Source organism: Campylobacter sp. BCW_4323 (genome assembly GCF_001763115.1).
Lineage (GTDB): Bacteria > Campylobacterota > Campylobacteria > Campylobacterales > Campylobacteraceae > Campylobacter_D > Campylobacter_D jejuni.
The window spans coordinates 1-26,716 of the sequence record NZ_MJYC01000047.1 but is presented as its reverse complement, the minus strand read 5'-3'; the positions used below and the strand labels follow the sequence as shown (position 1 = coordinate 26,716).

Sequence of the window (26,716 nt, the reverse complement as noted above, 5' to 3'; positions counted from 1 at the left end):
AAATCATGTTCTATAGTGAAATTTTAGCGGATTTTATTTTCAATCTTAAATATGAAAATATCCCTAATACAGTTGTTCAAAGGGCTAAAGAACTTATGCTTGATAGCCTTGGAACAGCTATAGCAGCAAGCAAAGAAGAATGTGTTTTAAATGCTTTTAAAGCTTTTGAAAATTTAAGCACAGAAAAAAATACTCCTATTTGGGTAAATGATCAAAAATTAGATCCTATATACGCAGCCATGCTAGATGGCATTGCTTCTCATGCGTTAGATTTTGACGATACGCATACAGAAGCGATTTTGCATGCAAGTGCGATTTTAACTCCACTTTGTTTAAGTTATGGTTTTCATGTTAACAAAGATGCAAAAAAAATCATCAAAGCTTTTATAATAGGCTGGGAAATTGCAGCTAGAGTAGGCATTGCAGGTAAAGGCACTTTTCATAAGCGCGGTTTTCATACTACTGCTATTGCGGGAATTTTTGGAAGCGTGAGTGCAAGTGCAATCTTGCTGGATCTTAACAAAGAACAAATCATCAATGCTTTAGGACTTGCAGGAAGTTTTGCAAGTGGGGTTAATGAGTTTTTATCCAATGGATCTAATTCAAAAGTTTTACATATTGCCAATGCTATTAAAAACGGTATTATGGTAGCTCATTTTGCCAAAAACAATATGAGTGGGCCTTTGAGTATTTTTGAAGGTAGAGACAATATCTTTAAATGTTTTGGTATAGAGGAAGAATGCGATAAAACAGAACTTAGCAAATCCTTAGGTGAAATTTGGCAAACCATGCAAGTTTCAATCAAGCCTTATCCAAGTTGTCATTTTGCTCATGGGCTTATTGATTGTGCTATTGCTTTAAAAAATGATGGTTTAAAAGCTGATGAAATTAAAAGTATTCATTGTTTTGTAGATGAAGTTCCTATTTCTTTTATCTGTGATCCTTTGGAAGCAAAATACACTCCAAATAGTGCTTATGAAGCTAAATTTTCCATGCCTTTTTTAATGGCTCTAGGATTCTTTGATGGTAAAATCACTCTTGAATCTTATGAAAATTTAAAGCGTGAAGAAGTACTAGAATTTGCTAAAAAAATCAGTTACGAAAAAAGGAAATCTCAAGGCTTTCCAAAATATTTTCCAGGGCATTTAGAAGCTAGTTTGCAAGATGGACGCATAATCCAAAAAGATGTTTTTATCAATAAAGGTAATTTTGATAATCCACTAAGTTTTGAAGAATTAAAAGCTAAATTTTTAGCCAATGCACAAATTTACCTTGATAATGCTAAAGCTAACAAAATTCTAGATCAAATCATCAATCTAGAAAATTTAAACCACTTTTCTTTTTAAATATTTATCCTTCTTTTTACAAGAAGGATAATTTCATTACACTTTTTTATTATAATATTTATTATTAATTTAGGAATTACAATGACTTTAAACGAGTTAAAAGATGGACAAAAGGCTATTATTGTCAATTTAAACGCTCACAAAGAACTCAAAAATAGACTTTTAAGCTTTGGATTTATTAAAAATAAAAACTTGAAAAAAATTCACTCCTCTTTAAAAAATGCCACCATAATGGTAGAACTTGATACAAGTTGTGTTATCCTAAGATCTGATGAAGCTAAAACCATAGAAGTGAATCTTATATGAAAAAAATCAAGATAGCCCTTGTAGGTCAGCCTAATGTAGGCAAAAGTCTTCTTATTAATGCGCTTTGCAAAGCTAATATGAAAGTAGGAAATTTTAGCGGAGTTACTATAGAAAAAGCAAGTGCAAAAACTTTTTACAAAAACTATGAATTTGAAGTCATTGATTTACCAGGAACTTATTCTTTAGATGGATATAGCGAAGAAGAAAAAATCACACGTCATTTTTTAAATCAAAATGACTATGATGTTATTGTTAATGTTTTAGATGCTACCAATTTAGAACGCAATCTTATCCTTAGTGCAGAACTTTTAAGCCTTAATAAAAAAATGCTTTTAGCTTTAAATATGTGCGATGAAGCCAAAAAAGAAGGCATAGAGCTTGACACTTCTATTTTAAGCCAAGAATTTCAAAGTCAAGTTGTTGAAATTTCAGCAAAAACAAAAGAAAATTTAGAACTTTTGCTGCAAAAAATTATTATTTTATTTGAAAATAAATTTATTCCAAGATCCCAATTTTATACTCCGCTTTGCGAAAAAAGTCCAGAAAAAGAAGATTTATTATATTTTATTAATGAACTTTCAAAAAAAATTATTACACACAAAAAAGAAGAAAGAAATTTAACCAAAAAAATCGATGCCTTACTTATCCATAAATTCTTTGGCTTACCTATATTTTTATTTTTAATGTGGCTTTTATTTCAACTCACCTTTAGCTTAGGACAAATTCCTATGGATTATATAGAATCAGGCTTTAATGCCTTAGGTGAATTTGTTAAAAACAATATTTCTAATACCTTTATCGCTTCAGCTTTGGCTGATGGGATTATCGCAGGTGTTGGTGCTGTGATACTTTTTTTACCTAATATAATGATTTTATTTTTAGGCATAGCTCTTTTAGAAACCACAGGCTATATGTCAAGAGTAGCTTTTTTACTTGATGGGATTTTACATAAATTTGGTTTGCATGGTAAAAGTTTTATTCCGCTAATCACTGGTTTTGGTTGTTCGGTACCTGCTTTTATGGCTACACGCACTCTTAAGAACAAAAGAGATAGACTTTTAACTCTTTTTGTGATCAATTTTATGAGTTGTGGGGCAAGACTTCCTGTATATGTGCTTTTTATCGGTGCTTTTTTTCCAAGTGAAAAAGCAGGAAATTATCTTTTTGGAATTTATATTTTAGGTGCGATTTTAGGACTTTGTGCTGCAAAATTTTTAAGGATGACAGCATTTCGTGGACTTGATGAACCTTTTGTTATGGAAATGCCGAAATATCGTATGCTAAATTGGCATTTAGTTTGGTTTATGGTTTATAATAAAGCCAAAATGTATCTTAAAAAAGCAGGAACTTTCATACTTTTGGCCTCTTTGCTCATATGGTTTGCTAGTAATTTTCCAAAAAGTGAAGAAAATTTAAATGATTTTAATGCTCAAGAAAGAGCTATAGAACAAAGTTATTTAGGACAATTTGGCAAAGGCATAGAACCTATTTTTAAACCCCTTGAGTTAGATTGGAAATTAAGCGTATCTTTAATCAGTGGTTTGGCTGCTAAAGAAGTGATGATCTCAACTATGGGAGTACTTTATTCACTAGGAAAAGATGTAGATGAAACAAATAATGATTTAAAAGGAATTATCGCTAAAAACATATCCATACCAAGTGCAGTGGCTTTTATTTTATTTGTAATGATTTATAATCCCTGCTTTGCAGCAACTATAGTTTTTTCAAAAGAAAGTGGAAAGCTAAAATATACTCTCTTTCTCTTTCTTTTTACCTGCACAAGTGCTTATATAGTAGCTTTTATAGGACTTCATATTGCTAAAATTTTATTAAACTAACTTGCTTTTAATGATGAAATTTTAGCAATATTATCTTCAAAAGCTTTTAAAATACTATAAGTAATACCTTCAAAATCAAGTCCGCCGCAGAGATAAATTAAAGTCATACGAAAAGATTTACTCACATCAAGCTTTGGTTTTTCAGCGTTCATATTTAACTTAAAATCATAAGGACTTGCATGTTTAAAAGCGTAATTTTTTGCCGCAATTAAAAAATCATTCTTATCTTTTAAAAACTCACCTTTAACTAAAATAAAACTCATCTCAAGATATTTCCAAAAATCTTTTGAAGGCATGGAATTTTCATCAAAATTTTGTTCTATAAAAGCATAGTTTTTCTCAAAAGATTTTTTATAATTTTCTACAAGCAAAGCACCTAATTTATTTTTAGCTATATTTTGTAAAATAAGTTTTATATTGCTTTCAAATTCAAAATCTATTTGTTCTAAAATTTTAATTTGCACTTCTAGAAAAAATTCTTGTTTTAACTCTTCATTGCAAAGTTTAGCGTAAGAAAAAATATTTGCCATAGGCTTTTCATAATTCCCAAACTCATCCCAAAAATTTTTCTCACTACAGGCTATACAACCATGTCCTGCAGCCACTGGCCAAGAAGTTTTAGCATTGAATTTCACTTTAGGGCAGTTGTTGTAAGTATAAGGTCCTTTACAACCTATCTTAAATAAACAAGCTCCATTCTTTGCAGCTTCATCATCAAAATGTTCAGCAAAAATCCCACTTTCAAATTTCGCCTTTCTTTCACACATATCATGCAAACATTTACCATAAGCCCACATAGGACGATTTTGCTCATCAAGTTCAGGCAAAACTCCAAATAAAGCAAAAAAACTTAAAGTCGCAATGATATTTATATCACTTGGGGGACAACCTGGGATATTTACTACTTTTTGACTTAAGACTTCACTAATACCACAGGTTTTACTAGGATTTGGATAAGCAGCCTGAATACCACCATAACTTGAACAAGTACCCACTGCAAAAATAGCCTTGGCTTTAGCAGCTAATTTTTCTAAAATTTCATAGCCACTCTCTCCTTGTGCTCCTATAGTAAGAAAAAAGGTATCAATGGCTGCAACACCACCTTCAACCGCTAAAATAAAATCTTCTTCTAAAACATGCTCTAAAAGCTCTTCAGCCTTAGTGCCATTTGCTGCCATTAAAGTTTCATGATATTCTAAAGAAAAAAAATCAAAAATAAGCTCATCAAAACTTGGCAACTCAGAACGCAACAAACTCTCACTACACCCAGTACATTCACAAAGATGAAGCCATACTAACTTTGTTTTAGGTGCGATTTGAAAAAATCTTTGAGCAAGAGCTGGAATTTCATTGCCTAAAGATAAATGCCTAGCAAGAATTTTTACACTTTCTTCATTAATAACCTTATCCTCTTTTAAAGTAGAATTTTCAAGTTTTTTAATGCGATCTTCAAGTATATTTTTTAATTCTTCATTGCTAAGCTTTGCCATTTTTTATCCTTTTTGATTATCCCAACAAAGAACAGTTTGCCCTTCTTCATTTTTTTCAACATCGCCCATACCCATGATGTTATATCCTGCATCGACATAATGTATTTCACCTGTAACACCATTTGCCAAATCACTAAGTAAATACATAGCCGAATTTCCTACATCTTCTATGCTAACATTGCGTTTTAAAGGAGAATTGATTTCATTGTATTTTAAAATCATTCTAAAATCCCCTATTCCACTTGCTGCTAAAGTTTTAATAGGACCTGCTGAAATAGCATTAACACGAATTCCTTTTACCCCTAAATCTCTTGCCAAATAACGCACAGAACTTTCAAGTGCAGCTTTTGCTACACCCATAACATTATAATGAGGTACATATTTAACCCCACCAAGATAACTTAAAGTCAAAATCGAACCCTTATCTTTTAAAATAGGTAAAACTGCACGTGTTAAAGAAAGTAAAGAATACACAGAAGTTTGCATAGCTATATCAAAAGCTTCTTTTGAAGTTTCTAAAAAAGAATTTTCTAAAGCTTCTTTTGGAGCAAAAGCAACCGCATGCACTACAAAATCAATCTCGCCTAAATCTTTTTTGATTTTTTCAGCGATAGAATCTAAATGCTCATTATTGTTTACATCAAGCTCATAAACAAAATTAGAATTAAACTCTTGTGCTATAGGTTCTACGCGTTTTTTTAAAGCATCATTTAAAAAAGTAAAAGCAAGCTGGGCTCCTTGATCAAAACATGCTTTTGCTATGCCATAAGCGATAGATTTATTATTCGCAACCCCTACAATAAGGCCTTTTTTACCCTTCATAATCATCTTTTATCCTTTGATTAATTTTATAAAATTTTCTACTTTTAAAGCTGCAGAGCCTATCAAAACTCCGCTACAATGATTTACACTTAAAATTTCTTTGATACTATTTTCATTCACACTTCCACCATAAAGCAAAGGTACCTTGGTTAAACTCGCTAAAAATTCAAGCACTTTAGCGATATCTGTACTTTGTGCACTGACTCCCGTTCCTATAGAATAAATAGGTTCATAAGCAATAATGAGTTTTTCATAATTTAAATCAATCATTTCAAGTTGTTTTTTTAAAAACTCTAAAGTCTTGCCTGAATTTTTTGTATCTAAATTTTCACCTATACAAAAAACAATTTTATAACCATGCTCTTTAGCAAAATCAAATTTAGCCTTAATAAATTCTTCATCTCCTAAAGCTCTTCTTTCGGAATGCCCGATTAAAACACATTTGATCCCAAATTCGTCCAAATGCTCTTTTCCAAGCTCACCTGTAAAAGCACCATTAACACAAGGATAAAAATTTTGGGCTCCTTGTATGAAGTTATTTTCATTTTCTAAAAATGCTACACTAGGTGGGAAAACGATAATATCATCGCATTTTGCTCCCATAGTTTTATTTAAAATTTCAGCATAAATTTTAAAGCTTGCTCTTGTGTGATTGCATTTTAAATTTGCAGCAAAGATCATTCATTTTCCTTAGATCTTAAAGCTTTTACGCCTGGAAGTTCTTTACCCTCTATAAGCTCAAGAGAAGCGCCACCTCCAGTGGAAATAAAAGTCATCTCATCTGCATCACCTGCGCGCGCAACCACATCAGCCGTATCACCACCTCCAACAACAGAAGTTGCATGTCCTTCGCTGATATAATGACTCATTTTAATGCTACCTTTTGAAAATTTATCAATTTCAAAAACACCCATAGGTCCATTCCACCAAATCGTTTGCGCATCAGAAATCACCTCTTTAAAAAGTCTCACACTTGCAGGTCCTATATCTAAACCCATCCAACCATTTGGAATTTCTTGCGCTGGAACAAATTTCATCGGCGCATCTTGTGAGCACGCAGGAGCGGCTACAACGTCTACTGGAAGATAAATTTTCACTCCTAAATTTTTACCCTTGGTAAGAATTTTATTAGCTTCTTCTAAAAGTTCTTCTTCTAAAAGCGAATTTCCTATATCATAACCTAAAGCTTTTAAAAAAGTAAATGCCATACCTCCGCCTATGATTAATTTATCTACCTTTGGTAATAAATTTGTCAATGCTTGAAGTTTTCCACTTACCTTTGAACCTCCAACAACAGCAACAAAAGGACGTGCTGGATGTTTGATAAGATTGCTTGCAAAATCAATTTCTTTTTGGAGTAAAAATCCTGCACCTTTGTGTTTTTCATCAAAGAATTTAGTAATAGCCTCCACACTAGAATGTGCTCTATGGCATACTCCAAAAGCATCATTAATATAAACTTGAGCCATAGAGGCAAGTTCTTTGGCTAAATTTTCATCATTTTTAGTTTCACCTTTTTCAAAACGTAAATTTTCAAGAAGTAAAATTTCACCCGCTTTTAAATTCATAGCTTTGGTTTTTGCATCTTCGCCGATGACATCTTTTGCCATGATAATTTCTTTATCTAAAAGTCTAGCAAGACGCTTAGCCACAGGTTCTAAAGAATACTTAGAGCTAATTTCTTTTGGACGCCCTAAATGAGAGGCTAAAATCACACTACAACCATTATCCAAACAATATCTTATCGTAGGAATAGCTGATCTTATGCGTCTATCATCAGTGATGTTTAAAAAATCATCTTGAGGAACATTAAAATCACATCTTATAAAAACTTTTTTCTTAGCTAAATCAATATCTTTTATAGAAATAATATCACTCATGATTAAGCCTTATTTGCAATATATACTGCCATATCTACTAGACGACTTGAATAACCCCATTCATTATCATACCAAGCAATCACCTTGATAAAATCATCCGCAATTACTTGAGTTAAATCACTTGCCACAATAGCTCCATAAGAACAAGTGATAAAATCGCTTGAAACTCTTTCATCATCATCCACCATTAAAATGCCTTTTAAATTTGTAGCTGCAGCTTTCCTAAAAGCTTCATTGATTTCATCTTTGCTGACTTTACGGCTTAGTTGTGCGGTTAAATCCACGCTTGATACATCAATCACTGGCACACGCATACTTTGTCCATGAAGTTTGCCATTAAGTTCAGGCATAACAAGTTTCATAGCTTTTGCTGCACCTGTAGAAGTTGGAATGATATTTTGTGCTGCAGCACGAGAACGGCGTTTATCTTTAGCTTTAGCATCAATAATACTTTGTCCATTTGTATAAGCATGTATTGTTGTCATAAGTCCTTTTTCGATGCCAAAATTATCTTGTAAAACACGACAAACAGGACCTAAACAATTTGTTGTACAGCTTGCATTAGAAATAATGCTTTCACCCTTGTAAAGTTCTGAATTTACTCCTAAAACATAAGTAGGAGTATCATCTTTTGCAGGAGCACTCATGATCACTTTTTGCACTCCCATATCTATAAATTCTTGACATTTTGCCATAGTTAAATGCGCCCCTGTGCACTCTAAAACAATTTGTGCGCCGTATTTTGCAAAGTCAAGATCTTTTACATTGCGACTTTTAAATACTTTGATTTTTTTACCATTTACCACTAAATCATCGCCTTCACTATCAACACTGCCTTTAAATTCACCATGTACTGTATCGTATTTAAAAAGGTATTTTGTAAGTTCAATATCCGTAGTATCATTTATCGCCACAAGCTCAATATCATTTCTTTCTAAGATGATTCTTGCAACACATCTACCTATGCGTCCAAAACCATTTATAGCAACTTTTACAGCCATTTAATTTCCTTTTGCAAAATATAATGTTAATATTCTACAAAAAAAAGGTTAAAATTTTAATGAAGATAGCACTTTTTGGTGGCAGTTTTGATCCGCCGCATAATGGTCATAATAGCGTTGTTTTGGAAGCTTTAGAGAAATTAGATATTGATAAGCTTATTATTATGCCTACTTATATCAATCCTTTTAAACAAAGTTTTAGTGCTGATGAAAAGCAAAGATTCTTATGGGTTAAAAAACTTTGGGGGCATTTGCCAAAAGTTGAAATTTGTGATTTTGAAACCAAGCAAAAACGCCCTGTTCCTAGTATAGAAAGCGTTAAGTATCTTTATAAGCTTTATAATCCTAGTAAATTTTATCTTTTAATCGGAGCAGATCATTTAGAAAAACTTCATCTTTGGCATGATTTTGAAAAACTTAATTCTTTAGTAGAATTTGTTATTGCCAATCGCAATGATATAGAAATTCCTAAGAATTTCAAAGATTTAAAAACCAATAAAAAAATCGCTTCTTCTTTTATACGCAATACTTTAAATACAAATGAAGTTTGCGAAGAAATTAAAGATGAAGTAAAAAAATATTATGAAAAATTACAAAAAAATTGATACAATTTCAAAAATTAAAGGAAAATAATGCAAGAAAGAATAGATTTAATCGTTAAAATTTTAGATGAAAAAAAAGCTGAAGATATCAAAACCATTGACATGAGCGAGCAAGAATACTTTGTAAAATATGTCATTATCGCAGCTACTTTAGGAGAAAGACACGCTCTATCTTTGATCGATGAGCTTAAAACACAACTTAAAGCCAAAGGTGAGGAATTTTTAAACATAGATAGTAGCGAGGAATGGAGCGTGATTGATCTTGGTGATATTTTAATCCATCTTTTAACACCAGAACACAGAGGAATTTATAATATAGAAGAATTATTAGAAAATCTTAAAAAAGGTAGGGTTTGAAAAGGCTAAATTTAATTAGCCTTTTAATTTTTAGAGATTATTAATATATTCTTTAATTTCTTTTTTGATTTTCTCTTTTTGTTCTTTTAAAGCTTCTTTTTTAGCTTTATACTCGGCCTTACTCATATAATCTTTTTGTTCTTTTAAAGCATCAAGTTCTTTTTCGATTTTTTCCACTTCTTGTTCTTTAAGTTTTTTAGCTTCTAATTTTTTATCATAAAACATAGGATCTTTAGCACAATCATTTTGTACTTGTTTTAAAGCAAGTTCTAAACTTAAAGTTCTAGCTGTATCATTATGCGCTTTAGAAAAACTGATTTCTTTATTAATACGATCAATTTTTTTATCGCATTCACTTGCACCAAAAGCAAAGGCACACAACGAAAGTAGAACAAGTATTTTTTTCATTTTTAATTCCTTTTTAAAATAAATTTAAATCGCGAAATATTATCTCATCAATTCTTAAGCCTAGCTTTTATCTCATTAAACAAACTGAATACCATACTTTCAAGCTCTTTTGCTCTTTCTAAAGAAGTTGCTTCAAAACGTGTGATAAGATAAGGGCTGGTGTTAGATGCACGAAGCAAAGCCCATCCATCGCCAAAATCTATCCTAGCTCCATCAATTTCACAAAGACTTTTAACACCTTTTAAAGCTCCTTTTTCGATCTCTTTTTGAAATTCTTCCACAAGTTTAAATTTTTCTTCTTCATTTACAGGAATTTTAATTTCAGATGTGGTATAAAGTTTTGGTAAAGCTTTAATCATACTTTCTAAATCAAAACCTTTATAAACAAGTTCCAAGGCTCTTAAAAATGCGTAAATTCCATCATCATAACCAAAATATCTATGTTTAAAGAAAATATGTCCACTCACTTCAGCAGCTAAATCAATATCTTTTTCTTTCATCATTTTTTTAATATTAGAATGCCCTGTTTTTCCCATAAAAATAGTTCCAAATTTAGCCACTTCATCAAAAAGATTTTTAGAACATTTTACCTCACCTAAAATGCGTGGATTAGGAATATTTTTAGCAAACAAATAACAAAGCTCATCCCCGCAAAATACATGAGTTTTACTCAAAGCAACCATTCTATCAGCATCCCCATCAAAAGCAAAAGCTAAAGAATAATCTTGATTTTGATTTAAAAACTCTCTAATCGCACTTAAGTTTTCTTCTTCTGTAGGATCTGGAGCGTGGTTTGGAAACTGTCCATCAGGCTCTGCAAACATTACATGAGCTTTTAAATTTAAAGCCTTGATTAAAGGCTTTATCACCACTCCAGCCGCACCATTTGTGCAATCAACACCAAATTTATAATTAAAATCCTTTAAAAAACTAAATTGCTCGCACATAAATTTCACATAAAGGCTTAAAATATCGTATTTTTCTACTTCTAAATTTTCTTCAATCTCATCATCTAAATGCTTATAAACTTCTTTTGAAAACTCTTTTAATTCTACACCAAAAAAACTTTCTTTATTGATAGTGATTTTAAAACCATTATAATCTTTTGGGTTATGAGAGCCTGTTATCATAACATTTGCATCAAATTTCAAGCCCTCATAAAGACTAAAATATCCCAATGGAGTTGGCACAAGCCCTATATCATAAATTTTTATTCCCGCTTTGTTAAGTCCACTCACAAGATAATTAAAAAGTTCATTTGCACTATATCTTGCATCATAGCCCACACTTACATTTTTACAGCCTTTATTTAGCATGGTTTGTCCCAAGCAAAAACCTATAGCCTTAACACTTTTTTCATTCAGTTCTTTGCCATAAAGTCCTCTTATATCATATTCTCTAAAAATCACATCTAACATTTTTTTCCTTCAAATTCATCTCTTCTTTGACCTAAATTTATCGTTTTTCTAAAGCAAATTTGGATAGAAAAGAAATTTTTGCTACAATTTTACATTAATTTCACTAAATGAAGGAAAATTTATGGATGAAGAATTAGAAAACGAAGAAACGAAAAAGAAAAAAGGCGGTTCACTTGTAATTATTATTGTTATTTTACTTTTTGTTTTACTTCTTAGTATTATGGGAGTGATTGCTTGGCTTATTTCAAGCAGCTCAAGTGATGAAAGTGAAGTCAAAGAAGCTCCAAAAGAAGAGGCAAAAGTCGATAAACCTAAAGTTTCAGCTCCTACTCAGCGAGGTAGTGATTTTGCTAATATAGGCCCTATGTACCCACTTGATCCTTTTACCCTAAATTTACTTAGCGATAGCGGCTCAAGATATGTAAAATGTACTATAGAACTAGAACAAAATAGCGAACTTTTAAAACCCGAACTCGATAAAAAAGTTCCAGTGATTCGTGATATTATTATTCGTACATTAACAGCTAAAACTTTTGAAGAAGTAAGTACACAAAAAGGCAAAGAACGTTTAAAAGATGAGCTAGTTGGAAAAATCAATGAAATTTTAACCGATGGCTTTATTAAAAATGTTTATTTTACGGATTTTGTAGTTTCTTAAATGCGTGTAGGCTGTGATATCATCGCCATTTCTAGAATAGAAAAAATTCATTCTAGACATGGCAAAAATTTTCTGGATAAATTTCTAAGCCCAAAAGAACAAATACTCATTAAAAATCCAGCAACTCTAGCAGGTCTTTGGGCTGCTAAAGAAGCCGCTAGCAAGGCTTTGGGTGTTGGAATTTGTGAATTATGCAGTTTTTTTGATATTGAAATATCAAAAGATGAAAAAAACGCACCTAAATTAAAATATTCTCAAAAAATTACAAAAGATTTTAATATCACTCAAACTTCCCTAAGCATTTCCCATGATAATGGTTTTGCTATAGCCATAGTGGCTATAGTTTGATTATTTTCCTATAGTTTGCTTGTCTAAATTTCTTGAAAGTATGAAATCCACCACAGGTTGTTCTCTTTTATTTGCTCTTTTACAATGATCTTTTTGAAAAAAATCTGTGATTTTTATAACAATCCTTGCCCATTTTTTGCGATTTCTTTCACGCCACGCATGAGAAGAAACACTCTCCCAAGCATAGCCATTAAACAAGCTTGCATTTACAAAATGATCTAAGGCTCTAACACCCTGTCTTGCTCGCGCGGTATTAAAAAAAGTTCCTATAATCACGATAAAAAGATATCCTAAAACTGCTAAAGGTACTATTGCACAAAGCAGAATAGTCCCTGCTAATTTTTCTTTTAAGTTTCCTTTTAAGGTACGTTTTACACGACGACGAAAATTGGCACGAATTTTAGTTCTAACTCTTTTCATAGTTTTCTTTTGCTAAATTTTATCCTCATACCATTAGCAGAACGTACTGTTAAACGCCCTACTACATCAGGTACAAAACCTTCTTCAAGTTCTAGTTTGTAAGTTTTTAAAATATTAGCCAAAATCAAAATCGCTTCTTGCATAGCAAAACCTTGTCCTATACAAATTCTTTCCCCTACCCCAAAAGGCAAATAAGCATCTTTTTTGTATTCTCCTTCAAAACGAGAAGGATTAAATCCATGCGGATTTGTCCAAAATTCTTCATGTCTATGTATCAGCCAAGGAGCAATCACCACCCCAGAACCTTTTTTAATAAGTTTATCTCTAACTTGAGTATCTTTGTTTGCCTCTCTTGCAAAAAATCCAACAGGAGGATAAAGTCTTAAAGATTCTTTAAAAATATTTGTTAAGTATTTAAACTGTCTTAGATGCGAAATTTCAATGGCTCCACCCTGTAAAACCTGAGTAATCTCCTCATAAGCTTTTTCTTGCTCCTTAGGATAAAGACTAAGCAAATAAAGCGTCCATGTCAAAGAACTTGCTGTGGTTTCATGTCCTGCTAAAAAAAGCATAGCCACTTGATCTAAAATTTCCTCAAAAGAAAAACGCTTATTTGTATCCGCATCCACTACTAAAAGCAAAGATCCTAAAATATCTTCAAATTCTGCATTATCTGCCATATCATATCTTGGTTTTATGATGTCACTTAAAACCTGTCTGATCACATCTCCGGCCTTAGCACGCTTACGATCTCCTAAAACATAAGAAAGCCATTTTGGAAAACGAAACATACGACGCATGGCTGTATGCACGCTTTGCTCTTGAAAAGTCACAAAGGCATTTAAGATTTTTTTACCTTTTTCCTCATCGAGTTTTGAAGACATAATGGTGCGAAAAATCACATCAGCGGTAATAAAAGTCATAGCTTCATCTACTTCGATAACAGCATGATTTGGATACTTACTAAAACGATCCATCATATCTACCACAGCTTCACTCATAAGATTAAACACTTTATTGATACGAGTCATTTCAAAACTTGGACGCAAAAGCTCTCTTTGCTTTTTCCAAACTTCACCATTTGTAGTAAAAATGCTCTCCCCTAAAAGCGGACTTAAAAGCTCATGCAAAAATGCACTTTTAGGAAATTCTCTAACCTCATCAACCATCATTCTTTTAACTTCTTTAGTATCATTTATAACATAAAGATCAAAATTTGGCATCTTCACATAGCCTGTTTGCATTTTATAACTACGCTCATAAAGCCCATCAAGCCAAGATCTACGCTTTAACAAAAAAGTTAAAAGTGTAGAAGCTTTATTTTTATAAGGTTTTGGAAAAAAGGGACATTCACTCATATTTTTACCTTTTCTTCTAAAAATTTAGGCATTATGATGAAAGAAAAAAAATCATAATCACCTTTAACACCAATACTATAAAGATATAAAAAGTGCGCTTTGTTTTTATCTCTTTTTATTTTTTTATACTCATGTTTTTCGTATAAAGTGTGAAATTTAGCACTTAAAAATGGAGGTGTAAATTTAGCATTTACACCACTCGTGCGGAAAAAATCCACTTGAGGAAAACATGCTCCATCAATAATCGATGTGTAATCATACCATTTTAAATCAAACCTTGAAACAAATTCAAGCTTCTTTCTAAATTCATCTGCTTTTTTTTGATAACTCACCAAAGGTATGCATTCTCCCAAAGTAAGAATTTTTAATTTACGAAGCAAAGATAAATCTAAATTTTGTCTCAAAATATACTCCAAAACTTCTATACAAACTATAGTTCCAACACTATGTGCTACCAAAATAAGCTCATAATCTTGTTTGCTTTCGTTTTGTTTTAGCTTATCTACTATAACATTTGCAAAAAGCTTGATTCTTTCTTGCATAATGCCTATTTTTTTATCTTGCCAAGTAGCACAAAAAGCACAAATTCTTGCTATCCAAAATACAGCTAATTTCTTACCTAATTTAAATAAAAAATGATTTAGTAAAAACCCTAAAAAACATCCTATGATGATGGCTAAAGAAAAATGCATATAATTTTGCAAAAAAGCAAAACTTCCAAAAGCTAAAACCAAAGAAAATAGTAAAGAAAATAACACATAAAAAAAAGGATAATAACCTGTGATAAGTTGATAAATCGACTCTTTGCCAAATTTGATAAAAAGTCCTGTGATAGTATAAATTCTAAAAAAACTATAACAATCTGCCAAAGCATCTTTATAATTTTCTGACCAATTTTTTTTAACAATATCATTCCATGTTAAAAAATGATACTTAGTTTGTACTCCTTCGCAAGAAATTTGAAAAAAAGGAAATTGCTCTTTTTTTTCAATTTTACTTAAATCAGCTTTAATATTAAAAGCATGGGAATAATCTTTTAGGTTTTTTTTAAATAAATCATAATAAAATCTATAACTTTTAGGATCATATCCTGCTATATAAAATACTTCCCTATTCATACAATATTTCTTTTTACTTTTAATTATAACAACTTTGCTTTAAAAGCTCTCTTAATCAAAGCTTTTTAGTCTTATTTGTCTAAAAAGAAATTTTTGTAAAAATTGCCGTTGAATTGATTGGTTTGTAAAAGGTATTTCTTAAAATTACATACCAAAATAGGATTAGGTTTATAAGCATGAGCTTCACGCCAAAAAAATTGAAGCTTCTTTGGATAAGATAAGCCTTCAAAATCATAAAAAGCATTGCCACAAACCTTAGTCGGACAGCCTTCTAAAATAGCACTAAGACCTACTGTTGAATTTATAGTAATACAACCTAAAGCCTTTCTTAAAAGAACTGGCAAGTGGGTATCATGAACATATAAAACCCTTCCTTCTACATGATATTTTTGACTTAAATCATTTATGAGTTTAGAATAATTCTTATAACCCCTATCCATGGGATGGTGTTTAAAAACTAGATAAGATTTAGCTCTTGCATGGTTTGCAAAAGAAAGTATGGTTTGCTCTATAAAGTGCTCTATGCTTTTTTTGTAATGATATTTAATTTGCGTATCGCTATAAACTTGTAAAATCGCCAAAAAGTACTTTTTTTCTAAATTATAAATCTTTTCATTTAGTTTTTTTTCTGTAATCTTATAAAGATATTTTCTATATAAAGATCTAAACCAAAATAAAAATTCAAAAGGATATAAAGCACGATGATGAAGTTTGTTGTTAAAAAATGGAGCCAAAATAAAAGCAAACAACCAATACAAAAAAGCATCAAAAGCCATAAATTTAAATCCACCTAGAATTTCTTTTATGCTTTCTTTGGTAAAAATATTTTGAGAAAGATAAAAATTTTTATCACGCGGTAAAGAAGAATTTGCATTGACTCCATCTTTTTCCAAAGTAATACAATAAGGCCTTAAATATCCTTCTTCAAAAATCCATACTTCAATTCCTAATTCTTTAGCCACTTTAATAGCCTTAGCATGGATAATGCGACAATCATTATACATTAAAATAGCATCGATTTTTTTACTTTGAAAAAAATCTCTATAGAAATTTTCAAGATCTTTTTCATCGCACTTACACCTCGTTCCACTAGGATAGAAAAAAAAATCTCCGCCGTTAAAATTGAGTTTAAAAACTTTAGTTTGGTTTTTTTTCATTTTCATTGCAAGATGATGAAAAAAATTTCCCACAGGCCCTTGCAAGAGTAAAACATTTTTACCGCTAAATTCTTTTTTAATTTTAGTGCTAAATCTCATTTCTTTGTTAAAAATTCATAAAATCTTCTTATTTTTCTAAGTATAAAAGTTTTAAAATCTATTGCCAATTTTATATGTTTTTTTGAAAAATAAGCTTTTTGTAAATTTAGCATTATATCTAAACAAACTTCAATTTCACATAAAGTTTTTGTTTTAGGATTTATATATCTTGGATATATGATTAAAGCGCCTGCTACAAGCTCTTCCAGGCTTAGTTTTCTTGTTCTTCTTTCGCATTTATGTTTATCTTTTGTCAAACCCCAGCCTGCATAAAAAGGCATACCATAAGTAAAAACTTTTTTAGCTCTTAAAAGAGCATCAAAACCACTTGTAGAAGTAATAGTGTGAATTTCATCAGCAATTTTTATAGCACTATCAATACTGCAATCTTTTACAATCTCATCACAAAATTCCAAAATGAGTGTTTCATCTTTTAAACCCACACGGTTGCCACTTAACACATCAGGATGAGGCTTAAAGATGATATAAGCATCTTGATTTTTAGAACGCACCTCCTTAATCAAACCAAGAGTAGATAAGCCAAAACCCCCTAAAATCATCGAAGCATCATCTTCAACTTGAGCAGGGATTAAAATAATCTTTTGTCCTATTTTGGCATTGATTTTTAAGTCTTCATGCTTTAAGCCATTATATTTTGAAAAGCGGTTCTCAAGTAAGATTTTTATAATATTTTTTGCCCTATTTAGCATATTTTCATCAAAGATTTCGTTTTGTAAAAGCTCTTCTAGTTTACTTGGTTTATTTGGATCTATGTAAAGTCCTTTATCATCAACGATTAAAGAAAAAGGGCGCGTAAGATCAGAACCTAAAGAGATTGAGCGAATAAATCCATCTTCAACTGAAGAAATTTTAGGAGTAAAATGAAGCAAATTCTCATCTTGTGCTTTTTTTATAAGAGTGCTTTTAAGAGTATTATAATCTATCCTTTTACCCCAAATGAAAAATTTATCATCTTCTTTAAACTTGTATCTAACTAAAGATTTAATAGAATTTAAAAAAATAATTTCATTATTTTTAGCCTTAAAAAAAGGCTTGATAAAATGCCTTTTCCATAAGGTAAAGCCTAGCATAAAAAGTCTATTAGAATTTGCCTTTTCTATGCTTTTATATTTTGCTAAAGTTTGAATAGTGTCAAAAATATTACTTTTTTGATTTAAATAAGGATTAAAATACTCAGCATAAAGTATATAAGCAGCATAGAAAACTTCTTCTAAACTTCTTTTTTGTATCCTTCTTTTACACTCTAATTTATCTTTTGTTAGACCCCAACCTGCATAAAATGGCATGCCATAACAAACACACTCACATTCTTGTATCAAAGCTTCAAAACCCATACCAGAAGTTTTGGTATAAACCTTATCAAAAAACTCAAGCAAGGCTATGGGATTAAAATTTTCAGTGATTAAAATACATTCTTTAGGTAAGGAATTTATAACTAAATCACTTTGTTTTTTACCGCTTAAAACATCAGGATGGATTTTTATATAAATTTTAGAATCAGGATTTTCTTTTATGGCATCTTTTATCATATCGACAGTTTTAAAATCTTTAGCAAAACCAAATTCAAGAGAGGCATCATTGGCTGTTTGAGTGATGATTAAAACGCGTTTTTCATCTTTTTGAAAATAATCATCTGGAATATCAAGATTGTTATTATACTTGCTAATTTTATATTTTTTGATAAGCTCTATAGCTTTTTTAGCTTGTTTGATTTCTTCATCTTTAAATTCATAAGTATTTAAAAGATTTTCAAGCTTTGAAGGCATTGTTCCATCATAATAAATGCCTATATCATCTTTAACCATAGAAAAACTTGGGCTATTTTCAACCCCTAGGTTTAATGAGCGGATAAATCCATCTTCTAAAAGTATGAATTTAGTATTATATTTTTTAGCTAAATTCATAGCTTTTAAACCTGATTTTTTGCGTCCCCAGCCAAAGAAAAGATTATCTTTGTTGATTTTTAAATTTCTCTTATATAAAAAAATGGTATAAAAATTCCTAGCATTAGCGATAAGTTTTTTTGATGTTGAGTAATACTTCACAATGCCAATTTCTTTATTATAAGCTCAACTTTTTCTTCTAAATTATTTCGACAAGAATTATTGATCACTAAATCAGCCTCTGGTTTATCAAATTCTATATCAACACCAACTACATTATCAATTTCTTTATTTAAAGCCTTAGTATAAAGTCCTTTTTGATCTCTTTGCATTAATTCATGCATATCGCATTCTATATAAATTTCATAATAATTTTTTAATTGCTTTCTATTGTAATCATAAATCTCATTAAACATTGAAATCGTAGTGACAATAACTATCATACCTTGATCGTTTAAAAATTTTGCAAATTTAGCTCTTGTCAAAGCCATATCTATGCGACCTTGTCTATCATATGCATAATGTCCCAATATTTCCCTTAACTCATCTCCATCGAGATAAATAAGATTTTTATATTTTAGTTTTAATTTTTCATACAAAGCTTGACCTATAGTTGTTTTTCCGCTTCCAGCTAAACCAGTAAGCCAAATAATATAAGGACTATTCATCAATTTGCACCTCTAAATCACTCATAAAATCAATTTCACACCAATTGCCATCAATTTCCACTGCTTTTGCATTATTGTATTTTTCAATTAAAGCTTGCAAAAAACTTGTCATATACATATTTTCAAAATTTTTATTATCATATAAAATATCTCGGTCAAGCATTTCATAAAAAGCAATAACTTCAGAAAGAAATTGATAAGAAAATTTAAAAAGTCCTATATATTGAGCTTCTATCCCATCATAGGCATTAGCTTTTTTTCCAAGTTCTATAATATAACCATTTATCATCTTTAATGTTTCAGCATCTTCTAAAGGATTTGCAAAGCGTTTACTCCAAAGCTTACGCCAAGACTTATCAACTACTATAGCAAGTTCTTCTTTGGCATTTATAAGCTTTTGCACGCAATCTTGAAAATAAACAATATCTGCATAAGAAATAATCAAATCTTGTTTTTCTTCGATGCATTTTAACATAAAATCTTTAGCGCAAAAAAAAGTATGAACCATATTGGTTTTATCATATTTTGAATTAATAAAAAAATGCTCAATATCATATTTATTAAGATAATTTTTTAGCACATCGTTTAAATATCCACCCACAACAGCTATTTCATTTATACCTGCTGATTTTAAAGCTTCGATTTCATAATCTATTATTTTTTTATTCTTATACTCAACCATACACTTTGGTTGATCTTTTGTTAAAGGCATCAGTCTTGATCCAAAACCTGCTGCTAAGATAATTGCATTCATATTATTCCTTGATTAAACTAAACCACTCTTTTAAAATTTGAATATTATTAAGCCCATTTTCTCTTTCAATATGCCACATTATACCAAAAATATTTTCATACTTATGTTTAAAAGCTTCTATAGTATTATCTTTTGCTAAGCAAAGTTCTACGAGATCTTCACCTAATTTTTCAATAGCAAAATTATGAAAAGAATTGCTTATAAATTTTTCTTTTGAGAAAAATACTTCATGTTTGCCTATATGATTTTTACAAGGACTTATATGACTGTTAAAATAATGAGCTATCATCTGAGCTCCTCTGCAAATTCCTAAAAGTGGTATTTTTTGTTTTAAACAAATTTCTATAACCTGCTTTTCATATAAATCTCTCTTTTTAGATAAAACATTAGGACTATAAAAACTTAAATCATTGCCACCGCTTAATATCACAGCTTTTACTAGATGTTTATAATGAGAAAAATCTATTTCATAGCTAAGAGGAAGAGGAGTAAAATTTTTAAATAAATCTTTATTAAATAATTTTCCCCAATCCAAAGCCAAACATTCTCTTTCTTCATAATAATTTTCATTACAAATAAGTCTTTGAGTAATACCTATAAACAAAATATTTGCTCACTTTCACATTCTATATTGATTTTTTTAGCTTTTAAATATTTTTCAAAATTTTCTTCTCCAACTCCTATAACAGCAGGCATTCCAAGTTCTGAAGCACGGATAGCCATATGTGAATTAGCACCCCCATAACATGTAATCAGTCCTGCTATATTTTTTGTAAATAAATAATCATACCCAGGATCTGCTGCATAAATTAAAACAATCTTTCCTTCTAAATCTTTATCATTTTCTTTCGCCGTAAATGCAGTGATGCTCTTTTGTGTGATGAAATTTGGAATAATGCTATGATTATAAAAAGAAAAAATTTCATCAGCATTACAAAGTAAAGAAGGAAGTTTTATAGCTTGTGTAAGTTCATATTCTTTTTTATTGCGATTAATTTCTTTTACAAACTGCTCTTTTGGATTTACAGAATAAAGACTAGAATAAAGATTTAAAATGCTTTTTATGTCAAGATGAGCTAAATCTTCTTTTTCAATACCATAATGCTTGCCTAATTCTTCTATATAAACTATAGCTTTAGAAAGCAATCTAGTGAATTCAAATTTAACAAGCTCTCTACCCTCGATAGCCTGCTTTAAAAAATCAAAAAATTCACAAGCATTAATCTCTAGTCCATGTTCTCTAAGTAAAGCATTTAAAGCTTTTGTCTTTTCTTCTGAAAAAACAAAAGCTTTATCTTGTAAATAAACTTTACTATCTTTTTGATCTACATCAAAATAAAGTTCAAAATCTTCATCATATCTTGGAGATAAAATATTATAAGTTCCTGCTCTTAAATGTCCAAAATCTTTCAAAAATTGATCTTTAGTGTGAAAGTTAAGATGGTTTGTTTGTTTGCTTAAATTTTTACTCACTGTATTGAGCGAATTTAAAAAATCATCTTTTTCCTCTTTAGTTATAAAATCAATCTCAACTAAAGAATTTAAAAGTTGCATTGCTACAAATGCAGCCCTAGCTACTCCCGCAAAAGGCAAAGTTCCATAACGCTTGCATTCTTCAATAAGCCAATAAATTTTATCAATTAAAGAAAAATTAGAATTAATAATGCTATCGTATCTTTCTTTTAGCTTATAAACTTTTTGTATGTCTTTTAAATAAAGCCCTGATCTAGGATTAATAATCTTATTTGTAAGTTCTAATAATGAAAATTCTAATCTTTTGATTTCATTTTCATTAAAACCATGATTTAAAAGTTCTTCTAATTTTTTAGAACTATTAAAATCATAGCAAGAATAAACAATATTAAATTCGATCTTATCATGCAATTCATGATTTTTATCAAGTTTATCTAAATAAAAATTAACAAGTTTGTGCGCAATATTTTCATCTAATTTTTTTGGTATAAAAGAATTAAAAGATAATCTTACATCCACATAAGGAATGCCTAAAAAAGAATGGATTAAAGGATGGGATCTTAAATCTCTATAACCATAATTATCTCTTTGATACGCCCAGATATTATCCGTAATGATTTCTTTATATAAACTAAAAGCTAAACGCTTAGGCCTTAACCCTATGATTTCAGCTGGATTCCAATCAGGCATTACCCCAAAAATGGCTTTATCTCCCAAAACTCTAGATCTTGATTCTTTTAAAGACTCAAAACGTTTATAAAATCTATATAAAGCTTCTTTTGGTAAAGAATGAAATAAATTATTTTTTTCATACATAACCAAAGGACGCACTTGCAAGCAAAAAAGTTCTTCCTCATCATCTTGAATAGCAAATGCAAATTCAACATCTAAAAAACAACAGTCATATAAAACTTCTAATTCTTTTATAAGTTCTATAATTTTTTGAAGTCTAATATCTTTAAATTCTAAATAATCTCTGTAATGATAGTAAGTTTTTGCACTCTTACTGCTTCCATCTGTAATAGAGCTATTTGAACCATTTTCATCATACTGAAGACAAAAATAAGGGGAAAAATTATCCTTATCAACACTAAAACCAACACCACAAAGAGTAATGTTTTCAAGCATAGGTTGAACTAAAATTTCATCGCTTTTTGATGGCATAGAATTGGCAACTTTATATAAAGCTTTTAACAACTCATCTTTAGAATCGGCTTTAATATTTACCAAAGAAAGAAAAGCACCTGCATTGGAGTTTTTCATACTATCTTCACTTAAAGAAGAACTTCTTATAATGAGTCTATTAGTCTTTAAAGTTTGAATATCCTGTAAAACTTTATCTTCATTTGATATTAATTCTTCAAGCGAAGTTAAAACCAAAGGTAGAACTTTTGCTTTTTTTAATTTTGTTTGTAAATTTTTTAAATTTTGTGCTTTGGTTTTAAAATTTAACTCCGCCATGTTTTTCCTTAGTTTTATATTTTTTTAGCACTCCAACAACGAGTGGTATATTTTATGCTAAATTCCTTAGGAAGTCTTTGTGAAATTTTATCACTAATTTTATTAAACAATTCATTTCCTTCATCAGTCTCCAAATCCCAGTAAGGATTTTTAACACTTTTCCATGCATTAATATAATTTTCAATGCTTTGATGAAAATAAAAATCCTCTTCAATATAAACAATATTATCAAAAAGATCCTTTCGACTCTCTATAATTGGTCTTTGATCTTCTCTTCTTGTTCCCCTTGTATAATTTGGTACAAATTCTACAATAGTATCTTCAGCTATTTTTTGCACAGGATCGTTTAAATCCCTGTGATTCCACATACAAGAAAAATATCCCTCTGATTTTAATAAGCGATGCGCTTCTTCTAAGGCTTCATTTCTATCCATTACATTAAAACTACTACCAAAAGTCACCCAATCAAATTCACTATTTTGAAGTGTTGAGTTTAAGCCTGTTGCTCTAACCCAGTCAATCTTCTCACCTTTAGTTCTTTCTATCCCAATCTCACGCATCGCATCATTTGGTTCTACAGATACTACCTTACATCCTCTTTCTAAAAGCATAATGCTTAGATTTCCAGTTCCTGCACCGATATCAGCCACCTTGATATCTTTTTTTCCAATAAGACTAATTAGCATATCTATAGTTTTTGGAGCATAATTTGGTCTATAGCTATAAAATTTAGCATGCTTGGTATAATCCCACGCTTGTTCTACTAGTTTTTGCATTTTATTTCCTTTTTTCATCTTCGACAAGCTTGATGAAAAAAGGAGGTATTTTATGCTTTTCTAGCTGTCCATGCTCTTATTTTATAAGGAATCTCTATACTTTGCATATGAGAAATTTTAGCTTCTATCATCTCTAAAATTTCCTTCCATCTTTTTTCACCTGCTTGTGCTTGTATATCATTTACAGAATGCCAAGCTCCAAGATAACGCTCTTTATCCCAAAACTCTTTATAGTCACACTCCATAAAAAAGCAGTCTGTGAAATCTCCTGTTGAAACAAGAATTTCTTCCCATTTTTTAACATTTTGAGTGCCGCTACTTACACGAGCAAGCTCTGGAACAATATGTTTAATTTCCTTTTCGATTTCATCAAAAACCGAACCCTCTACAATATGGCGAGGATTCCAAATCGCAGTGAAATACCCCCCCCCTATCAATATACGATTAAATTCTGGGAGAGATTTTTTAGGATCTGTCCAATGAAAAGAACTAGCCATGATGACCCAATCAGCTTGATTATTACTCATGCAGGTTTCCTCACCACTCCCTTTATGCCAAGAAATATTTGATAAATTTTGTGTAAATTTTTGTCCTTCTTCACGCATATTATCGTTTGGTTCCACAGCACTAATTTGACATCCAAACATTTCTCCTAACATCTTAGTAAGTTTTCCAGTTCCAGCTCCTACTTCAACAATATTTAAATCTTTTAAATTTTTATTTTTATCATTGATACAAGCTACAAGTTTTTCAAGTAAAAACAGACTATAAGCAGGTCTATTGTGATAATGTTTTGCAACTTCTGTAAAATCCCCTTGTTTCATATCGATTCCTTTCTCTAAATTAAAACATAATTATATCTTTTTTTATTAATTTAAAAAACCTTTTTTCTAAATATCACCATCCAACTCCTTACACATTTTTTCAAATTCTTGATAGTATTTCCATGATGCTACTATATCTGGACGATATTGTTTGATACAAGGAAGATGATCATCATCAAGCCTTTGCTTAAACTTTCTTCTCAAGACATCATTATTTCTAAAATAACCCAATAAGTCTTTCTCTGAAAACTTTTTACAATCTTCAATGTTTTTCTGTTTAACAATAGCTTCAATTATTTTATTTAAATAAAAATTTAATGTTTTTAAATAATGCATATTTCCCATATACCGCATAAACAAATCATAACTTCCCCTATTAATAGTCAATATAAATGGATTAACTATATTGAATATATTTTCTAAAATAATATCTTGACTGCTATTAACAAAATATATATTTGTAATTGTTACAACAACACTTTGTTGAATTTGAAAAAAATTATTTAATTCAATATTAATAGGCAACAAACAAACATATTCAGAAATTTTTCCTTCATAGAATTTCATATCACTATATTTTGGTGGATTAAAATTAAAATATTCAGAGATTAGTTTAATGCTTTCAAAACATTTGTTACCCAAAATTGCATTTGTATCTAAAAAATAAATTTTATCTTGTTTTAAAAATTTCCATAATAAAGAATCATGAAAACACATAAATTTGTTATCAATAAATGCTTCTGAAATATCAATACAGGGAAAATCCGAATTAAATCCAATATTAGCATATCCAATCCTGTTGCTCATAACGCATTCAATATTAGTGCCAAAATCTACAACATTTAAATAATTAATGCCATGTCTTTTACCTCCAACATGAGATCTTAAAGAAGAAATAGGATCCCTTACAAGACAAATACTTCTACATGGTGGAATAAGAGAGTAATACTTTGAGGCATTTTCATCCTCGCATAAATTAATAATACTTAGATAAAAATTTTGATAACTATTTAATAAGTTTTTAAAAAAATGGCAGTAATTAAGTTTGGAATTGTTATCATCCAAACAAAATAAAGAAACAAGTCCGGATTTATCTAAAAATCTATGAAATCCCATATTGCCAACACCATGGGAACCCCAAAATAAAAATTTAAAATTATCAGGTAAAGGCAAATTCATCTCCCAAGCAAGTTCAGCCGGTATGTTATGATAATTGATTTTTTCATTTTTATCATTTAATTTCTTAGGATCAAGTAATGAAGGATAAGGATGGTTTTCTTTTTTGTATCTTTCTTTGAAATCATCTGATAATAACCATTCTTCTATAAGATCAAAATTTTGCATAAAATAATTAAAATTGTGAAAGATATTATCTAATATTGCTTTATAATCTTGATGAATTTTTAATATATTTTTTATTCTTGAAAATTCTTTTAAAAATAATTGTTTATTATCTATCAAACCTTCAAGGATGCTAGAGTTAAACTGATCAAATTCTCTAAAAACTTTAAATTCTCTATTTACTTTTTTAATATTATTTTTTAATTTAAATCCACCGCCTTTATACCAAGTTTGATAAGCTTTGATTAAAACTTCACCTAGCATATAAGACAAATGAAATTTATATTTTAAAGCTTGCTCATAATCACTACATGCTTCTAAACTTGGATATTTGAGTTGGGGAAAAACTTGTATGGTTTGTTGATAAATTTTTTGTTCTTTTTTGTGTTGTTTTTTAATTTTATAAAGTTTTTTAAATAATGCTATATACCCCCCCCCGCTACTACTGTTTGTAAAATCAATCATAGCTTGACCTAGTTTGTAAGCAAGATGATTTTTTATTCTTTCTGTAGCTGAATTTGGATTATGCATATTTTTTCACTCCCTTAGCTAAAAAAGGAAATTTAAACAAACCACCTTTATGCCAAGTTTTAAAAGATTCTAATAAAATTTTTCCTAGTTTATAAGATAAGTGTTCTTTATACTTTAAAGCTTCTTGGTAATCTGGATAATTTTCTAAAGGGGGTAATTTTAAAGTTGGATCTTTTTTTATTTTTTGATAATATATTTTTTGATCTTGTTTATAATTTAAAAATACTGATAACAAATATATTGGCATGAATAGAATACCAATAATACTTTTAGAATTAATAATCATAGTTTGACCTAATTTATAACAAAGCTGATTTTGAATTCTTTGTTTAGCTGTGCCATATAAATTGGTGTTAAA

25 protein-coding genes and 2 pseudogenes are annotated in these 26,716 nt (G+C 30.0%); 7 read left to right on the top strand and 20 right to left on the bottom strand.

Annotated elements, in window-relative coordinates; translation table 11 throughout:
• The first annotated feature begins 5 nt into the window (after nucleotides 1-5).
• The 3 genes from AJN60_RS04285 (at nucleotide 6) to feoB (ending at nucleotide 3,490) form a co-directional block, all read left to right on the top strand.
• Nucleotides 6-1,346 (top strand): MmgE/PrpD family protein, encoded by a 1,341-nt coding sequence (locus AJN60_RS04285; RefSeq protein WP_070285937.1) that lies wholly within the window; start codon nucleotides 6-8, stop codon nucleotides 1,344-1,346.
• An 81-nt stretch (nucleotides 1,347-1,427) separates the two neighbouring features.
• Nucleotides 1,428-1,652 (top strand): FeoA family protein, encoded by a 225-nt coding sequence (locus AJN60_RS04280; RefSeq protein WP_002779147.1) that lies wholly within the window; start codon nucleotides 1,428-1,430, stop codon nucleotides 1,650-1,652.
• Entirely contained in the window at nucleotides 1,649-3,490 is a 1,842-nt protein-coding gene (feoB, locus tag AJN60_RS04275; protein ID WP_070285936.1) for a ferrous iron transport protein B, read from the top strand. Before AJN60_RS04280 ends, feoB begins: the two co-directional genes overlap by 4 nt.
• Here the strand turns inward: feoB and AJN60_RS04270 are convergent.
• From AJN60_RS04270 to gap, 5 genes are read right to left on the bottom strand one after another with little or no spacing between them, the layout of a single operon-like run.
• Nucleotides 3,487-4,980, bottom strand: coding sequence for a hydrogenase small subunit (locus AJN60_RS04270; protein WP_070285935.1), 1,494 nt, complete (start codon nucleotides 4,978-4,980; stop codon nucleotides 3,487-3,489). The genes feoB and AJN60_RS04270 overlap by 4 nt on opposite strands.
• Before the next feature lie 3 nt (nucleotides 4,981-4,983).
• Nucleotides 4,984-5,808, bottom strand: a complete 825-nt coding sequence (gene fabI / locus AJN60_RS04265) for an enoyl-ACP reductase FabI (RefSeq protein WP_002887956.1) — start codon at nucleotides 5,806-5,808, stop codon at nucleotides 4,984-4,986.
• Between the two features lie 3 nt (nucleotides 5,809-5,811).
• Nucleotides 5,812-6,483 (bottom strand): triose-phosphate isomerase, encoded by a 672-nt coding sequence (locus AJN60_RS04260; protein ID WP_002922782.1) that lies wholly within the window; start codon nucleotides 6,481-6,483, stop codon nucleotides 5,812-5,814.
• Nucleotides 6,480-7,682, bottom strand: a complete 1,203-nt coding sequence (locus tag AJN60_RS04255; RefSeq protein ID WP_044780151.1) for a phosphoglycerate kinase — start codon at nucleotides 7,680-7,682, stop codon at nucleotides 6,480-6,482. Before AJN60_RS04255 ends, AJN60_RS04260 begins: the two co-directional genes overlap by 4 nt.
• A gap of 2 nt (nucleotides 7,683-7,684) precedes the next feature.
• Entirely contained in the window at nucleotides 7,685-8,683 is a 999-nt protein-coding gene (gene gap / locus AJN60_RS04250; protein ID WP_070285934.1) for a type I glyceraldehyde-3-phosphate dehydrogenase, read from the bottom strand.
• A gap of 59 nt (nucleotides 8,684-8,742) precedes the next feature.
• Between gap and nadD the strand changes: the two genes are divergently transcribed.
• The gene (gene nadD / locus AJN60_RS09550; RefSeq protein ID WP_070285933.1) at nucleotides 8,743-9,288 is read left to right on the top strand and encodes a nicotinate (nicotinamide) nucleotide adenylyltransferase; all 546 of its coding nucleotides are present in this window, start codon (nucleotides 8,743-8,745) and stop codon (nucleotides 9,286-9,288) included.
• A 27-nt stretch (nucleotides 9,289-9,315) separates the two neighbouring features.
• Complete coding sequence (rsfS, locus tag AJN60_RS09545) at nucleotides 9,316-9,642, top strand: ribosome silencing factor (RefSeq protein WP_002855339.1); 327 nt, start codon at nucleotides 9,316-9,318, stop codon at nucleotides 9,640-9,642.
• Nucleotides 9,643-9,672: 30 nt separating this feature from the next.
• On the opposite strand, the gene AJN60_RS04235 is transcribed toward rsfS, so the two are convergent.
• Together AJN60_RS04235 and pgmL are read right to left on the bottom strand one after the other, a co-directional pair.
• Nucleotides 9,673-10,050, bottom strand: a complete 378-nt coding sequence (locus tag AJN60_RS04235; RefSeq protein ID WP_070285932.1) for a DUF1090 family protein — start codon at nucleotides 10,048-10,050, stop codon at nucleotides 9,673-9,675.
• 47 nt (nucleotides 10,051-10,097) lie between these two features.
• Nucleotides 10,098-11,487: pseudogene (gene pgmL / locus AJN60_RS04230) on the bottom strand (phosphoglucosamine mutase PgmL).
• 102 nt (nucleotides 11,488-11,589) lie between these two features.
• Between pgmL and fliL the strand changes: the two are divergent.
• On the top strand, nucleotides 11,590-12,126 hold the full coding sequence (gene fliL, locus AJN60_RS04225; protein ID WP_070285930.1) for a flagellar basal body-associated protein FliL: 537 nt from the start codon (nucleotides 11,590-11,592) through the stop codon (nucleotides 12,124-12,126).
• Nucleotides 12,127-12,474 carry a holo-ACP synthase gene (acpS, locus tag AJN60_RS04220; protein ID WP_002825806.1) on the top strand — a complete coding sequence of 116 codons (348 nt, stop codon included), beginning with the start codon at nucleotides 12,127-12,129 and terminating at the stop codon, nucleotides 12,472-12,474. It abuts the gene before it with no gap.
• On the opposite strand, the gene AJN60_RS04215 is transcribed toward acpS, so the two are convergent.
• The 13 genes and pseudogenes from AJN60_RS04215 to AJN60_RS04155 all read right to left on the bottom strand — a co-directional run.
• The gene (locus tag AJN60_RS04215) at nucleotides 12,475-12,894 is read right to left on the bottom strand and encodes a hypothetical protein (RefSeq protein ID WP_070285929.1); all 420 of its coding nucleotides are present in this window, start codon (nucleotides 12,892-12,894) and stop codon (nucleotides 12,475-12,477) included.
• Nucleotides 12,891-14,252: a cytochrome P450 gene (locus tag AJN60_RS04210; protein WP_070285928.1), complete on the bottom strand. Its 1,362-nt coding sequence runs from the start codon at nucleotides 14,250-14,252 to the stop codon at nucleotides 12,891-12,893. Before AJN60_RS04210 ends, AJN60_RS04215 begins: the two co-directional genes overlap by 4 nt.
• Entirely contained in the window at nucleotides 14,249-15,370 is a 1,122-nt protein-coding gene (locus AJN60_RS04205) for a DUF829 domain-containing protein (protein ID WP_070285927.1), read from the bottom strand. Before AJN60_RS04205 ends, AJN60_RS04210 begins: the two co-directional genes overlap by 4 nt.
• Nucleotides 15,371-15,441: 71 nt before the next feature.
• Nucleotides 15,442-16,626 carry a capsule polysaccharide modification protein KpsS gene (gene kpsS / locus AJN60_RS04200; protein ID WP_070285926.1) on the bottom strand — a complete coding sequence of 395 codons (1,185 nt, stop codon included), beginning with the start codon at nucleotides 16,624-16,626 and terminating at the stop codon, nucleotides 15,442-15,444.
• Nucleotides 16,623-18,692, bottom strand: a complete 2,070-nt coding sequence (locus AJN60_RS04195; RefSeq protein ID WP_070285925.1) for a capsular polysaccharide biosynthesis protein — start codon at nucleotides 18,690-18,692, stop codon at nucleotides 16,623-16,625. The genes kpsS and AJN60_RS04195 overlap by 4 nt, the downstream gene beginning before the upstream one ends.
• A complete protein-coding gene (locus AJN60_RS04190) occupies nucleotides 18,689-19,201 on the bottom strand; it encodes a cytidine diphosphoramidate kinase (RefSeq protein WP_079861554.1) in 513 nt (170 codons plus the stop codon). Before AJN60_RS04190 ends, AJN60_RS04195 begins: the two co-directional genes overlap by 4 nt.
• Nucleotides 19,191-19,952: a CTP:phosphoglutamine cytidylyltransferase gene (locus AJN60_RS04185; protein WP_070285923.1), complete on the bottom strand. Its 762-nt coding sequence runs from the start codon at nucleotides 19,950-19,952 to the stop codon at nucleotides 19,191-19,193. Before AJN60_RS04185 ends, AJN60_RS04190 begins: the two co-directional genes overlap by 11 nt.
• 1 nt (nucleotide 19,953) lies before the next feature.
• The gene (locus tag AJN60_RS04180) at nucleotides 19,954-20,556 is read right to left on the bottom strand and encodes a gamma-glutamyl-CDP-amidate hydrolase (protein WP_070284944.1); all 603 of its coding nucleotides are present in this window, start codon (nucleotides 20,554-20,556) and stop codon (nucleotides 19,954-19,956) included.
• Nucleotides 20,547-22,886 carry a PEP-utilizing enzyme gene (locus AJN60_RS04175; protein ID WP_070285922.1) on the bottom strand — a complete coding sequence of 780 codons (2,340 nt, stop codon included), beginning with the start codon at nucleotides 22,884-22,886 and terminating at the stop codon, nucleotides 20,547-20,549. Before AJN60_RS04175 ends, AJN60_RS04180 begins: the two co-directional genes overlap by 10 nt.
• Before the next feature lie 14 nt (nucleotides 22,887-22,900).
• Nucleotides 22,901-23,662: a class I SAM-dependent methyltransferase gene (locus AJN60_RS04170; protein ID WP_070285921.1), complete on the bottom strand. Its 762-nt coding sequence runs from the start codon at nucleotides 23,660-23,662 to the stop codon at nucleotides 22,901-22,903.
• A gap of 50 nt (nucleotides 23,663-23,712) precedes the next feature.
• Nucleotides 23,713-24,486 (bottom strand): class I SAM-dependent methyltransferase, encoded by a 774-nt coding sequence (locus tag AJN60_RS04165; protein ID WP_070285920.1) that lies wholly within the window; start codon nucleotides 24,484-24,486, stop codon nucleotides 23,713-23,715.
• 66 nt (nucleotides 24,487-24,552) lie between these two features.
• A complete protein-coding gene (locus AJN60_RS04160; protein ID WP_070285919.1) occupies nucleotides 24,553-26,358 on the bottom strand; it encodes a DUF2972 domain-containing protein in 1,806 nt (601 codons plus the stop codon).
• Nucleotides 26,351-26,716 (bottom strand): annotated as a pseudogene (locus AJN60_RS04155) (glycosyltransferase family 2 protein); the annotation flags it as partial. The pseudogene AJN60_RS04155 and the gene AJN60_RS04160, both read right to left, overlap by 8 nt.